Source organism: Micromonospora marina (assembly GCF_900091565.1).
GTDB lineage: Bacteria > Actinomycetota > Actinomycetes > Mycobacteriales > Micromonosporaceae > Micromonospora > Micromonospora marina.
On the sequence record NZ_FMCV01000015.1, the window covers coordinates 132315 to 145975 of the forward strand.

Annotated in this window: 6 protein-coding genes, 2 rRNA genes and 1 pseudogene; 3 read left to right on the forward strand and 6 right to left on the reverse strand. The window is 73.9% G+C overall.

Annotated features, from left to right (window positions below; genetic code table 11):
- Positions 1-6: 6 nt before the first annotated feature.
- Positions 7-1716 (reverse strand): MmpA family trehalose lipid delivery protein, encoded by a 1710-nt coding sequence (locus GA0070215_RS18510; protein WP_091047892.1) that lies wholly within the window; start codon positions 1714-1716, stop codon positions 7-9.
- Positions 1716-3599, reverse strand: a complete 1884-nt coding sequence (locus GA0070215_RS18515) for a hypothetical protein (RefSeq protein WP_091047895.1) — start codon at positions 3597-3599, stop codon at positions 1716-1718. The genes GA0070215_RS18510 and GA0070215_RS18515 overlap by 1 nt, the downstream gene beginning before the upstream one ends.
- Before the next feature lie 161 nt (positions 3600-3760).
- Between GA0070215_RS18515 and GA0070215_RS18520 the strand changes: the two genes are divergently transcribed.
- Together GA0070215_RS18520 and GA0070215_RS29170 are read left to right on the forward strand one after the other, a co-directional pair.
- On the forward strand, positions 3761-8323 hold the full coding sequence (locus tag GA0070215_RS18520; protein ID WP_091047916.1) for an alpha-(1->3)-arabinofuranosyltransferase: 4563 nt from the start codon (positions 3761-3763) through the stop codon (positions 8321-8323).
- Positions 8320-9603, forward strand: a complete 1284-nt coding sequence (locus GA0070215_RS29170; RefSeq protein ID WP_244167043.1) for a polysaccharide biosynthesis protein — start codon at positions 8320-8322, stop codon at positions 9601-9603. The genes GA0070215_RS18520 and GA0070215_RS29170 overlap by 4 nt, the downstream gene beginning before the upstream one ends.
- Here GA0070215_RS29170 and nudC read toward each other — a convergent pair.
- Positions 9494-10417 (reverse strand): annotated as a pseudogene (gene nudC, locus GA0070215_RS18525) (NAD(+) diphosphatase); the annotation flags it as partial. The gene GA0070215_RS29170 and the pseudogene nudC sit on opposite strands and share 110 nt — an antisense overlap.
- Before the next feature lie 187 nt (positions 10418-10604).
- On the opposite strand from nudC, the gene GA0070215_RS18530 reads away from it, so the two are divergent.
- The gene (locus tag GA0070215_RS18530) at positions 10605-12422 is read left to right on the forward strand and encodes a VanW family protein (protein WP_208600376.1); all 1818 of its coding nucleotides are present in this window, start codon (positions 10605-10607) and stop codon (positions 12420-12422) included.
- A 58-nt stretch (positions 12423-12480) separates the two neighbouring features.
- On the opposite strand, the gene GA0070215_RS18535 is transcribed toward GA0070215_RS18530, so the two are convergent.
- The 3 genes from GA0070215_RS18535 to GA0070215_RS18545 all read right to left on the reverse strand — a co-directional run.
- Positions 12481-13107: an NADPH-dependent F420 reductase gene (locus GA0070215_RS18535; protein WP_018786513.1), complete on the reverse strand. Its 627-nt coding sequence runs from the start codon at positions 13105-13107 to the stop codon at positions 12481-12483.
- Positions 13108-13311: 204 nt separating this feature from the next.
- Positions 13312-13428 (reverse strand): 5S ribosomal RNA (gene rrf, locus GA0070215_RS18540).
- Positions 13429-13507: 79 nt separating this feature from the next.
- Positions 13508-13661 (reverse strand): 23S ribosomal RNA (locus tag GA0070215_RS18545); the annotation flags it as partial.

The window sequence follows — 13661 nt, forward strand, 5'->3', positions numbered from 1 at the left end:
CGGACGTTACCACGCAGTAGCTCGCCGGCGTAGGGTCGAAAAGGCGGCAGCGACGACCACCAGAACGGCAGTTCCGCACGCGAGCACCACCAGCCACCGGCCCGCTCCGGCCCGCTGCGGCGGGTCCGACGCGGCCGGGTTCCGGTAGAGGCTCAGCGACTCCCCCTCGTACCGCAGGTCGAGACCGGCCAGGACGGCCGGGTCGACTGTGCTCGGCGTACCGTGCTGCACCAGCACCCAGCCCACGCCGGTGGCCGAGACCGGCTGCCCGTCGGCCAGCACCCGGCGCACCTCACGCAGGCGCGGATTCTCCCCGGCCACCGCGACGTCGTCGACCACGAGCGTGTCGTCGGTCAGCACGGTCCCCGGCAGGTAGCGGGGGGCCGGGTCCAGCACCACCCGGCCCGGGTTCCACGGATAGGCCCGGTAGGTGGTCAGCGGCAGGGCGAGGACCTCACCCGGATCCTCGGGCAGGCGCTCGGCCACCGCCTGCCAGTCCGTCGGGTAGCGCACCGGGCTGATCCGGCCGGCCCCGCCGAACGCCAGGTCCGGCATCGCGGCCACCGGCAGGAGCAGCAGCCCGGCCAGCACGATCCCGCCGACCTCCCGGTCGATCCGGGCCACCAGCCGCTCGGCACCGAGCGCCGCGCACACCACCAGCACCAGGGCGTACGGCGCGAGGAACTTCTGCCCGTCGCGGAGCAGTCCCGCCCCCGGGACGTGCGCCACCGCCCAGCTCAGCGCCGCGTTCCCGCCGGGCAGCACGGCGAGGGCGGCCAGCAGGTACGCGCCGCCGGCCAGCACGCCCAGCCGTACCGCCGCGCCCGCCGCCAGCCGGCGCCGCAACAGCCCCGCGCCGGCCACGGCCAGGACCACGAGCACCACCGCCGCCAGCGGGGCCAGGGTGGCGGACCGGCTGGCCGGGGTGGCCTGCACGTTCCAGATGCCGCCGGTGCCCGCGAGCGCCACCAGCGGTCCGGCCCAGTTCTCGGCGCGCGCCGCGAACGCCGCCACACCGGCCGGATCGGACGTGCCAGCCGCGCCGGTGACCAGGGCCGCCACGATCCACGGGGTGTTGAGCAGCGCGACCCCGCCCACCGCGACCACGGACAGCCGGAGCCGGGCCCGGTCCGCCGCCAGCGCGAGCACCGTCGCCAGCGCGATCACGCCGCCGGTCGGGGTGATCGCGGCGGGCGCGGCGAACAGCACCACCCGGGCGGGCGCGCCGTCGCGGCCCGCCCGCAGGTCCAGCGCCGCGGCCACCAGCCAGGGCAGCGCGGCGTACGCCAGCAGCAGCCCCCACTGCCCGATCAGCAGCCGCTCGGCCAGGTACGGCGTCCACGCGTACGCCACGGCGGCGACCAGTCGCACCGCACGCCGCCGCGTCGGCACCAGCCGTCCCGCGCCCACGGCGGCGAACAGGACCGCCCCGGCCAGCGCCACCCGCTGCACCACCCAGCCCGGCACGAGCTGGGTCACCAGCGACACCAGCGCGTCCATCGGGACCGCCCGGGGCAGGCTCTGCGCCGGGGCCACGAGATCCCAGCTCAGCGGCTGCCGGGGGACGAACACCATGTCGTACCGCAGCGCGTAGCCCGGCGCCGCCAGCGGAGCCAGGACCAGCGCGGTGACGACGACCGCCACGAGGTACAGCGGCAGCGTCTCCCGCCACCGCCGAACCGCGGAACCGCCGGCCTCGGCGGGACGCCCGCTCATTACGGCTTCGGCACCGCCCGGCCGATGGTGACCAGGTTGGTGCACAGCCGGACGTCCGGCGTGTCCAGCGTCAGCTCGACCGCGGACCCGGCGCCCTCCAGCATGAAGAACAGGTCGTTGAGCCCTTCCTTGAGCGTGATCTCGCGGGTCGCCGCGCCGAGCTTGAACACCGCTGTCGAGTCACCGGAGCTGACGTAGCCGAAGTGCACCACGTACGGCCACTCGGTCAGGTAGCCGTCCATCGGGATGCGGGCGGTCCGGCCGCCCTCGGCCAGGTGCCCGCAGCCCTCCACGGTGCCGGGCGCGACCTTGCGACCCTCGACCACGACCGGACGGATCCGGCCGTTCTCGTCGAACGTCGACGGCTTCTCGCTCATCGTCACGAACGTCGGCCGGCGCTCGGCCGGACGGAAGAAGTGGGACTGGAGGTTGTCCGGCCAGAAGTACCCGGCGACGACCCGGTCCGGGACGACGGTGTCGAAGAAGACGGTGCCGGGCGGCGCGGCGGCCAGCTCGGCCTGCGTGGTGGCCAGGTAGTCCCGCCCGTACTTGGTGCTCCAGTTGTCGCCGAACCGCGCGGTGCTCCACAGCGTCCCCACCCCGATGGTGGCCAGCAGCACGATCATCGAGACCAGGCCGACGGCGAAGGCGCCCGGCTCCCGCAGGGCCGTCGGCAGCGGCCACGCGGAGACGTCGTCCTCGTCGTTGTCCTTCATCCCGAGCAGCGCCACCCCGACGCAGATCGCGGCCACCAGCACCACGTCCGCGACGTACCGGGGGACGACGCCGACCAGCGGCCCCAGCGGTCCGCCGAGCCTGGTCACCGCGAACAGCGCGGCGACCAGGCCGAGGTAGCAGGCGAGCAGCAGCCAGGCCCGCCCGGCGGACGGCCGCCGCCGCACGGTGACCACGATCAGCGCCGCGAGCACCGCCCAGGACAGCCACTTGGCGATGTCGTACGGGTCGGACAGCGGCGGCCCGTCACCGGCGTCCGTCCAGCGCCACGGCCCGCCGAGCAGGCCCGGCACCATCGTGTCGCCGACCAGGTCGCTCAGGAAGGAGAAGACCTGCCCGACCGAGGTGGGCTCGTCCAGCCCCCGGGCCGGACGGGTCAGGTAGTACGCCAGGTACGCCCCGGACAGCACGGTGAGCATCAGCCACGCCGGCCAGAACCGCACGACCGTGGTCACCAGGCTGCGCCACGCGCGGCCCTTGGTGAACAGGAACGCGGTCAGCAGGAACAGCAGCGGCACGATCAGCAGCGCCTTGGTGTCGAAGAGCAGACCGAACACGACCCAGAACGCGACCAGGGCGAGATGCCGCCTCCGGCCGGTACGCACGTACCGGACGTGGGCCGCCACCGCGAGGACCAGGGCGAGCTGCGGCGGCAGCACGAGCAACCCGACCAGCCACAGCGACGACACCTCGAGCGTCAGCGGGCTGAACAGGAACAGGCTCAGCGGGACCAACAGCCCCCAGCCGGGCCGCAGCAGGTCACGAAGCAGCCGGTAGAGGGCGATCCCCACCGCCGCCTGCCCGGCCGCCAGCAGCAGGATCCACGGCCAGCCGGTGAATCCGGCGAGCCGGACCATCACCCACGCGACCGCCAGCCCGGCCGGCATGAGGTGGTTGTTGAACGTGCCCAGCAGGTAGTCCGGGTCCAGCCGGGTGTCGAGCACCTGCGCGGCGATGACGAACTCGTCCTGCGAGAACCAGCCACGGGCGGCCAGCCCGGCGCGTGACGCGACGGACACGACGATGAGGGCGATCGCGACCGCGCGGACCCGGTCGGCGGCTATCCAACGACCGATCGGTCCGGGTCCGTCGTCCTCCGCGCCGACGGCTGCCGGATGCGTCTCGGCCGCTGCTTGTGGCATTGACATGGTCGGCAGCCTGCCACACGCTTACACGCCGTGGGGACGGCCGTTCTCCTGATGAAGCCCTGCAGCGCCCCAGGTCGCCGCTGCGCGTCCGGTCCGGATAACGTCGCGCGACACGCGTCATGCTGCAGGTGCGCGTACGGCCGGCGGAGACAGGAGCCGAAATGCGTGCGGACGGGACGACAACGTCGCCGACGGGGACGGACACCCCCGCCCGGGAGACCGGCCGTGCCCGGCAGACGGCGCGACGGTTCCGGCACCTGACGATCTGCCTCGCGCTCACCGCCCTCGCCTTCCAGCAGGCCCCCGGGCAGGTCGTCCCGGACACCAAGGTCGACCTCAACGTCAATCCGGCCGGGTGGCTGCTGCGTTCGCTGCACCTCTGGGATCCCACCGGCACGTTCGGCCAGCTCCAGAACCAGGCGTACGGATATCTCTGGCCGATGGGCCCGTTCTTCCTGCTCGGGACGGAACTGGGCATCGCGCCGTGGATCGTCCAGCGGTTGTGGTGGGCGCTGCTGTTCTGCGTCGCGTACCTCGGTGTGGTGCGGCTGGCGGGCCGGCTCGGCATCGGCAGTCCCGCCGGCCGGATGATCGCCGGTGTCGCGTTCGCGCTGTCGCCGCGCATCCTGACCCAGCTCGGCTGGTCGTCGGTGGAGTCCTGGCCCAGCGCCGTCGCGCCGTGGGTGCTCATCCCGCTCGTCGGACTCGCCCGGGGCGCCCCGCTGCGCCGCGCGGTCGCCGGATCGGCGGTCGCCGCCGCCTGCGCGGGCGGCGTCAACGCCACCGCCGTCGCCGCCGTGGTGCCGCTCGCCCTGCTCTGGCTCGCCACGCTCCGGCCGCTGCGCCGCCGCGTCACCGCCCTCGCGGCCTGGTGCGGCGCGGTCGCCCTGGCCACCGCGTGGTGGCTGATCCCGCTGCTGGTCCTCGGGCGGTACAGCCCGCCCTTCCTGGACTACATCGAGACCGCCCGCAACACCACGAGCGTCACCGACGCGGTGACGACGCTGCGCGGTGCCTCCTACTGGGTCGCGTACCTGGCCTCCCCGTTCGGCGCGACCATCCCGGCCGGCGCGCGGCTGGCCAACGACACGCTGCTCGTCGTGGCCACCCTGGCGGTGGCCGCGCTCGGGGTGCTCGGCCTGTCCCGGCGCGGGATGCCGCACCGGCGGTTCCTCATCACCGGTCTGCTGCTCGGCGTCGCGCTCGTCGGGCTCGGGCACACCGGCGACCTGCCGAACATCCTCGCCGGGCCGCAGCAGCAGTTCCTCGACGGCATCGGCGCCCCGCTGCGCAACGTACACAAGTTCGACGTGCTGCTCCGTCTGCCGCTGGCGCTCGGTCTGGCGCACCTGGTCAGCCTCGCCGTACGGGCCGCCCGGACCGCGCCCGAGCAGCGCCGCGGCCGCGCCACGGCCCGGGCCTGGCTCACCGCCGGCACGGCGATGGTCGCGGTCGCAGGCGTCGCCTCACCGGCGCTCGCCGGCGGCCTCGCCACCCCGGGCGCGGTGAAGGACGTGCCCGGTTACTGGCACGAGGCGACCGACTGGCTGGACACGAACACCGCACGCGGGCGTGTGCTCGTCGTCCCCGGCGCGCGCTTCCCCGTGTACGACTGGGGCGCCACCACCGACGAGATCGCCCAACCGCTGCTGAACAGCCGGTGGGCGGTCCGCAACGCCATCCCGTTCACCCCGCCCGCCACGATCCGGCTGCTGGACGCGATCGAGTCGACGCTCGCCACCGGCGCCGGCTCGGCCGGCCTGGCCGATCTGCTCGCCCGCTCCGGGATCAGCCACGTCCTGTTCCGCGCCGACCTCGACCACGGCCGCTCGGACACGGCCCGCCCGGCGGTCGTGCGGCAGGCGCTGGAACGCTCGCCCGGCCTGACCCGCGTCCTGTCGTTCGGCCCGGTACGCGGCGGCTCCGACGACCCGGAGGAGTTCCGCGACCAAGGTCTCGACGTGCCCGGACGGGCGCTTGAGGTGTACCGGGTGGACCGGGCCGTCCAGCCGGTGGTCGCCTACGACCGCGACGACGTGACCACCGTCGTCGGCGGTCCCGAGTCGCTGCTCGACCTGGCCGCCTCGGGCCAGCTCGGCGACGCGCCCACGGTCCTGGCCGGCGACGTGAAGGCAGGCGAGAGCACCGGGCGGGTGGTGCTGACCGACGGGATGCGCCGCCGGGCCGTCTCGTTCGGCCGGCTGCGCGACAACTCCTCCCAGACGCTCACCGCCGACGACACCTTCGCGGTGTCCGCGCCCGCGCACGACTACCTGCCCGACTGGGGGTCGGAGTGGTCGACGGTCGCCCGCTTCGAGGGCATCAGCGGGATCCGCGCCTCGACCGCCCGCTCCCAGATCGACGCGACCGGCGGGGCCCGGCCCGAACATCAGCCGTACGCCGCGATGGACGGGGACACCGCCACGTCCTGGCGGTCGGCGCCGCACTCGGACAGCGACAAGCAGTGGATCGAGGTGAACCTGGCGAATCCGACCCGGGTCGTCCGGGTCGAGGTGTGGTTCGACCTCAAGGCCGACGCCCTGCCCACCACCGTCACCGTGACCGCCGGCTACGAGAGCCGCACCGTCGAACAGTTCGGCGACCACATGGTCTTCGAACTGCAGGGCGTCCACGCCACCCGCAAGGTCGAGGTCTCCGTCGACGCCGCGTTCGACCTGCGCCCGTTCGGCGACAAGTCGGTGGGCATCACCGAGATCAGGATTCCCGGCGTCGAGACCGGCCGGACCCTCCAACTGCCCGCCGCCCCCGCCACCGACCAGCCGGCCGGCGTTGTCGTGTCGGCGGCCCCGACCACGCCCGCCTGTTTCACAGTCGACGGCCGGCCGCGCTGCTCCACCGACGCGATCCGCGGCTCGGAGGACGCCTCCACCATCGACCGCACCTTCACGCTGCCGGTGGCCGGGACGTACGACGCGAAGCTGTGGGCGCGGCCGACCCCCGGCCCGGAGCTGAACGCCGCCCTGGACAAGCTGGTCGCCGAGGCCCAGCCGTTACGCCTCGCGCCGCAGGTCACCGCGTCCTCGACGGCAGTGCCAGACCCGGCCGGCCGGCCCGGCGCGGTCCTCGACGGCAACCCCGCCACGAGCTGGTCACCGGCGCTCGACGACGAGGCGCCGATCCTGCGCCTCACCTGGCTCGAACCGCAGGTCATCAGCCGGATCCGCTTCACCGTCGAGGAGGGGACCGCGGCCACCCGGCTCGGCAGCGTCCGGGTGGTCGGCAACGACGGGTTCCGCAGCAACCTGCTCACGAACGACGGCGTGTTCACGCTCGACCCGCCGATGCGGACCGACTCCATCACCATCCAGTTCCTGGACAAGCCGTCCGCCACCAGCACCGACCCGTACGGCCTGCGGCTGCCCGAGCCGCTTCCCGTCGCGGTCGGCGAGGTGACTGTCCTGCCCCTCGGCACCACTGTCGCACCCCGCCCGGAGACGCCGCTGAAGCTGGCCTGCGGCTCCGGCCCGACGCTTCAGGTCGGCGCGTCCCGGATCACCACCACGCTCACCGGCACCGTGCGCGACCTGCTGGAGATGCGCGACATGGCGGTCACCGCCTGCGGCCGGAACTCGCCCGAGCAGCTCGACCTGGGCAGCGGCGAGCACCGCGTCGTCACCACCGCGAGCACGCTCGCCACCGCCACCCGAGTCGCGCTGACGCCACGGACCGCGACGCCCGCCGCGGAGGCCACCGCCGGGGACATCGAGGTGGGCTCCTGGTCGGCCACCGAGCGGCGGGTACGGGTGTCCGGGCACCCCGTCGACCGGGTGCTCGCGGTCCGGGAGAACACAAACACCGGCTGGCAGGCGACCGTCGGCGGGAAGACGCTCACCCCGCTCGTGGTGGACGGCTGGCAGCAGGGCTGGATCCTTCCGGCAGGTGTCTCCGGGGACGTGGTGCTGCGCTTCACGCCGGACACCCCGTACCGGACGGGTCTGCTGCTCGGCGGTGTCCTACTGGCGGTGGTGGTCCTGCTCGCGGTGCTGCCCGAGCGCCGGCCCGCGGGGGATCGCACTGTCGCCGTCGCGTCGGCGGCCCGGCGACGGCTCGTCCGCTCGCTGCCGCTGCTCGCCGTCGGCGCCGCCGCGCTCGTGCTCCACAGCGGTCTGATCGGTGGCCTGCTGGTGGCGGCGGGCTTCATGCTCGCCGTACCCGGGCCGCGCCGCCTGCCCTGGACCGGCGACCCCCGGCGGGTCCGGCGGATCGTCCGGGCCGCCGAGACGTGGCTTCCCGGCGCGCTCGTGGCGCTGGCCGGATGGGTCCACCTGAAGTCGGGTGACCGGCACACCGACGCGCTGCCGCAACTCCTGACGGTCGCCGCCCTGGGCGCGCTCTGGCTCCCCACGACCGCCCGTCGGCGGCCCGTACGCCGGATCAGACCGGCGGTCCCGGTCGTGCCGGGCCCGCGGGCGCCGGAGGCGGACGGGCAGCCGGCCCGCGTCCTCGCCCTCGCCGGGGCGGTCGCCGCTCCCGCCGCCCTCACCCGTCCAGGCACGGGTCCGGACCGAGAGCCGGAACGCGACGCCGAGACGGCCACGGACCGCGACGCGGACCGAGGGCCGGACGGCGAGGCCGAGCCGGATCCGGACCGGGACGCGGGCGTGGCGGGGCCGACCGAGCCGGGCTCGGCCGGGCGGCCGGGACCGGACGCCACGCCGGGCACCGGCGGCGCGCCGGTGTCCCGCGTCTCGGAGATCACGTGAGCGAGGGCCGGCCGGAGCCGGACCCGGCGGACGGCCGGAGGACCGGGCTGGGAGCGGCCGGTGTCGCCGTCACGCTCGCCGGTGTCCTGGTGAACGGCCTCGCCTACCTGGTGCCGGTGCTCGCCGCCCGGAAGCTCGACGCGGACGACCTCGGCGCGCTCGCGACCGCCCTCGGCCTGGTGGCCATCGTCGGGGTGCCGGGGCTCGGCCTGCAACTGGCGGTCGCCGTGCACCACGCCCGGCACGGCCCGTCCGACACCCGGCGGCTCACCGTGCTGACCGCCGCCCTGTGCGCCGGGGCGCTGCTGGCGGCGACGCCGGTGCTGGTCGCCGCGCTGGACCTACCGGCGGTGGTACCCGCGCTGCTGGCGGTCACCACGGCCTCGGTGGTGCTCTCCTCGCGTTCGCTGGGCGAGTTGCAGGGCGGTCAGCGCTTCCTGCGGCTCGCCGCCGCGATGGCACTGCTCGCCGCCGCCCGCTACGGCGGGGTGATCGTGGGGCTGCTGCTCGGCGCGGGCCTGACCGGCGCGCTCGGGCTCGGTGCGCTCACCGCCGCGCTGGCGCCCCCGGCGCTGGCCTGGCTCACCGGTACGCAACGGCGTCCGTCGGCCGCCCCGCGCCTGACCGTCGCCCAGGTGACCGCCGGGTGCGGGGCGACGCTGGCGATGCTCGTCGTCTCCTACGCCGACCTGCTGCTGGCCCGGCAGCTGCTGCCGCCGTCGGGCTCCGGAGCGTACTCGGTGGGGACGGTCCTGACCAAGGGCGCGCTGTGGGCTCCGCAGGTCGCCGCCGTCCTCGCCCTGCCGCGCCTGGCCCGCGGGGACCGCCGCAGCCGCACCGTCGCGCTCGTGGTGACGGGCGCCTGCGGTCTGGTCCTGGTGGGCGCGTCGACGGTCGCCGGCGGGCTGGCCTTCCGGCTCGTCGGCGGACCCGACTACACCGCGCTCGGCCGCTACGCGCCACTGTTCGCCGCCGTCGGAGCACTCTACGCGGTGACGTTCGTGCTGCTCAACGACCGTCTCGCCGGCGGCGTCAGGTGGGCGGCGGCACCGCTGTGGCTGGGCACCGGCGCGCTGGTCACGGCCGCCGCGACCGTGCGACCGCGTACCGTCGGCGGTCTGGTCGTCGCGGCCCTCGCGACGGCCACCGTCACGACACTGCTGATGGCCGTGCCGGGGCGTCGGCGCCCAGCCAGTCGCCCAGCAACAGGTGATCGATCGAGTCCACCCGGCCCAGCGGCCGACCGGACGCGATCCGCTCCCGCAGCTCCGACCGGGTGAACCAGCGCGCCTCCACCAGCTCCACCCCGTCGACGCGGACCTGCTCCGAGGTGGCGACGGCCCGGAACCCCACCATCAGGCCCGCGGGGAACGGCCACGCCTGCGACCCCTGGTAGGTCACGTCGGTGACGGTCACCCCCGCCTCCTCCACCAGTTCCCGGCGGACCGCGTCCTCCAGGCTCTCCCCGACCTCGACGAAACCGGCGAGCGTCGAACAGGCCCCCTCGGCCGCGCCCGCGTGCCGGGCCAGCAGGCAGCGCCCCGGCGGGCCGGGCGCCTCGACGAGCACGATGACGGCCGGCTCGATCCGGGGGAACAGTATCCGCCCGCACTCCGCGCCGGCGCAGGTCCGGACATGTCCGCCGCCGCCGGCCACCGCCGCCGCGCCGCACGCGCCGCAGTAACGCTGCTGCCGGTGCCACAGCAGCAACCCCCGGGCGTACGCCTGGACCGCCGCACCGGCCGGGTCGAGCCGACCGGCCAGCGCCCGCAGGTCGACCGCCCGCGTCGCGGCGGCCGCCTCCACGGCGGCCCGCTCGTCCAGCTCGGAGAGGTCGACGGCGAAGACCGCGGCGTCCCCGTCGACCCCGAGGAAGACGGTCTCGCCCGCGGCGGCCCGGACAGCCGACGCCTGTTCCCCGGTGAGCCGGACCGGGCCGTCCCCGTCGGCCAGGCAGCGGTCGCGCCACAGCGGCAGCACGACGCTCTCCGGGTCGGTCAGCCGCTCGGCCAGCCAGTCCGCGTCGGCGCGCCGCGCCGCCGCCCGGTCCAGCCATCCGCCGCCGTACGCCGGCACCCGATCCTGTGTCCGCACCAGCTCACCGTGCCACGATCCCCGGCGCGGCACCGCCGGAGAAACGGGTGATCGGTGTGACGCCGGCGATCAACCGACAGGACCGCCGGACCGGACACTCCCGGCGGGCCCGAGCGTTGGCTACCGTAGGTGTCTCCCGCGGGGGAAGCGGTCCCCGCGTGTACTTCCGATCGAGGTTGCAGTGACGATGTACGGCGAGAAGATGCCGGCTGCCGACGACCGTCCCACCATCAAGGTGGCGGCGGTGAGCTGGCCCGGCGTCGAGATGGAGCCGGTCGCCACACCACCCGGAGGCGGCGCGGCCAAGCCCACACGCTCGCGACGGACCCGGCTGCTGCTGGCCGGAGGGATCGTCGCGGCCGTGCTCGCCGGCGGTGTCGGCCTGGGCGCCTACGCGTACGCCGGTGACGTGCCCCGCGGCACCACGGTGCTCGGCGCCGAGCTGGGCGGGCGGAGTCGCGCAGAGGCGGCCCAGGCGCTCCGCGCCGAGCTGGAACGCCGGGCCGACACGTTGAACGCCCCGCTCGCGGTCACAGTCGGTGAGAACAAGGCCGAGCTGAAGCCGTCCGAGGTGGGGCTCGCCATCGACGTGGACGCGACGGTGGCGGCGGCCGCCGAGGCGGACGCGCACGCGGTGAGCCGGCTCGTCGGCTCCCGGACCGTCGAGCCGGTGGTCACGGTCGACCAGACCAGGCTGGGGGCGGCCCTGCGCAAGGTGATGGGCGAACAGGGGCGTGAGATGACCATGCCCGCGATCATCTGGACCGGGACCACACCGAAGCCGGTCTACCCGAAGCCGGCGCTGACGATCGACACCGACGGCGCCGCCGCCGTGGTGAAGACCGGCTGGCTGGCCGCCGAGCCGGTCACCGTACCGCTCGTCGAGAAGTGGCCGGCCACCACCCGCGAGGAGGTCGACCGCCTCGTCGCCGAGCTGGCCCGGCCCGCGGTGGCCGCACCGGTCACGCTCACCACCGACGGCGGCTCGGTCGCCATCCCGCCCGCCGCCATCGCCCGGTCGCTGCGCTTCTCCGCCGACGACGCCGGCACGCTGACCCCGAAGGTCGACGTCAAGCGGCTGCGTACCGCGCTCGGCGACAAGCTGACGAAGCTCGAGGTCGAGCCGCGGGACGCCGGGCTGACCATCAGCGGCGGCAAGCCGAAGGTGCTGCCCAGCAAGGCCGGACGCCAGGTCGACGCCGCCGCGCTCGGCCCGGCGTTGCTCGCCGTGCTGCCGAAGACCGAGGGCCGTACGGTGACCGCCGAGCTGAAGCCGGCCGCCCCCGAGCTGACCGAGGCGGAACTGGCGAAGCTCGGCATCAAGGAGCGGGTGTCGACGTTCACCACCCGATTCACCGGCGGTCTCTCGTCACCGCGCAGCCAGAACATCGTCCGGGCGGCGAAGGACGTGGACGGCGCTCTGGTGAAGCCGGGCGAGACGTTCTCGCTCAACGGACACACCGGCGAACGCGGCTACGACCAGGGATACAAGGACGCGCCGACGATCGTCGGCGGCAAGCTGGTGCCTGGTGTCGGCGGCGGCGTCTCCCAGTTCACCACCACGCTGTTCAACGCCTCCTACTACGCCGGGCTGGAAGACGTCGAGCACAAGCCGCACTCGTTCTACTTCAGCCGCTACCCGGCGGTGATCGAGTCGACCATCTACTGGCCGCACCTCGACTTCAAGTTCCGCAACAACACGCCGTACGGCGTCCTGATCGACACGTCGTACACGTCCAGCTCGATCACCGTCTCGATCTGGAGCACCAAGATCTACGACAGTGTGAAGACCGAGTACGGGCCGCGCCGCGACATCACCCAGCCGAAGACGGTCTACCTGACGCCGGGGCCGACCTGTATCGCCGCCGCCGGCGCTGTCGGGTTCGCCCAGGACGCATACCGGGTCATCAAGAAGGACGGCAAGGTGTTCAAGCGGGAGAAGTTCAGCTGGCGCTACGACGCCGAGCCGCGCTTCATCTGCGCCCCGGAGCCGGACGACGACTGATCCGCGAGACGCGAAAAGGCCCCGCCGAGCGTGTCCGGCGGGGCCTTTTCCATGCTGCTCACGGGCGTGCCGCGGCCAGTCCTTCGCGTACGCCGTCGGCGTCCCGGTCGGTGCCGTAGACGGGCGTGTCCGGCTGCTGCCGCCAGCTCTCGTCCAGGGTGCCCGCGTCGACCGGGTCGAAGCCCAGTTCGTCCACCAGCCCCATCACGATCCGCTTGGCGTCCGCGTCGTCACCGGCCACCGGCAGGGCGATCCGGCCCGCCGTACCCGCCGGCTTACCCGCGTCCATCAGGTGCGCGGCCTGGATGTTGTTGAAGACCTTGACCACCCGCGCGCCCTTGAGGTGGTCAGCGGTCCACCGGCTGGAGCTGAGGCTGCGGTCCAGCAGCTCGGCGATGTCACCGTCGCGCTGGGGGTAGTAGTTGTTGGCGTCGACCACCAGCTTGCCGTCGAAGAGTGCTGCCGGGAGTTGCGGCACCGCCTTCAGCGGAATCGCGATGACCACCAACTCGGCGTCCCGCACGGCGTCCTCCACCGGCACCGCCCGGGCGCCGGTATCGGCGGCGAGGTCGGCGAGGCTCTGCGGCCCGCGGGAGTTGGCCACCGCGACGTCGTGACCGAGTGAACGCAGACGACGGGTTAGGGTGCCCCCGATGTGCCCCGACCCGATGATTCCGATCTCCATACTCACTCCTGTACCCCGTGCGGTCGGACCCGATCACGATCCCGGCGTACGACACGTCACGTTCCCGCCACCGAGCCGGCGGGTGAGCGTGCGACGACGGTCCCGGCTCGACGGTACGAGACGGGAGCGGCCCGTTGTGGTGTTTTCCGGGGGTGAACGCAATTCAGGGCCACCCCGAAAGGGGTGACCCTGAATGGAAAGATTGTCCGGCGGTGTCCTACTCTCCCACACCCTCCCGAGTGCAGTACCATCGGCGCTGGAGGGCTTAGCTTCCGGGTTCGGAATGTGACCGGGCGTTTCCCCTCCGCCATGACCGCCGTAACTCTATGAACATGTCAACCAACCCAACAACACGGGCGGCAGTTTGTTCAGAGTTGCACAGTGGACGCGTAGCAGCTTGGTAGTCAAGTCCTCGGCCTATTAGTACCGGTCAACTGAACCCGTTACCGGGCTTACATTTCCGGCCTATCAACCCAGTCGTCTAGCTGGGGGCCTTACCCCACAAATGTGGGTGGGATACCTCATCTTGAAGCGAGCTTCCCGCTTAGATGCTT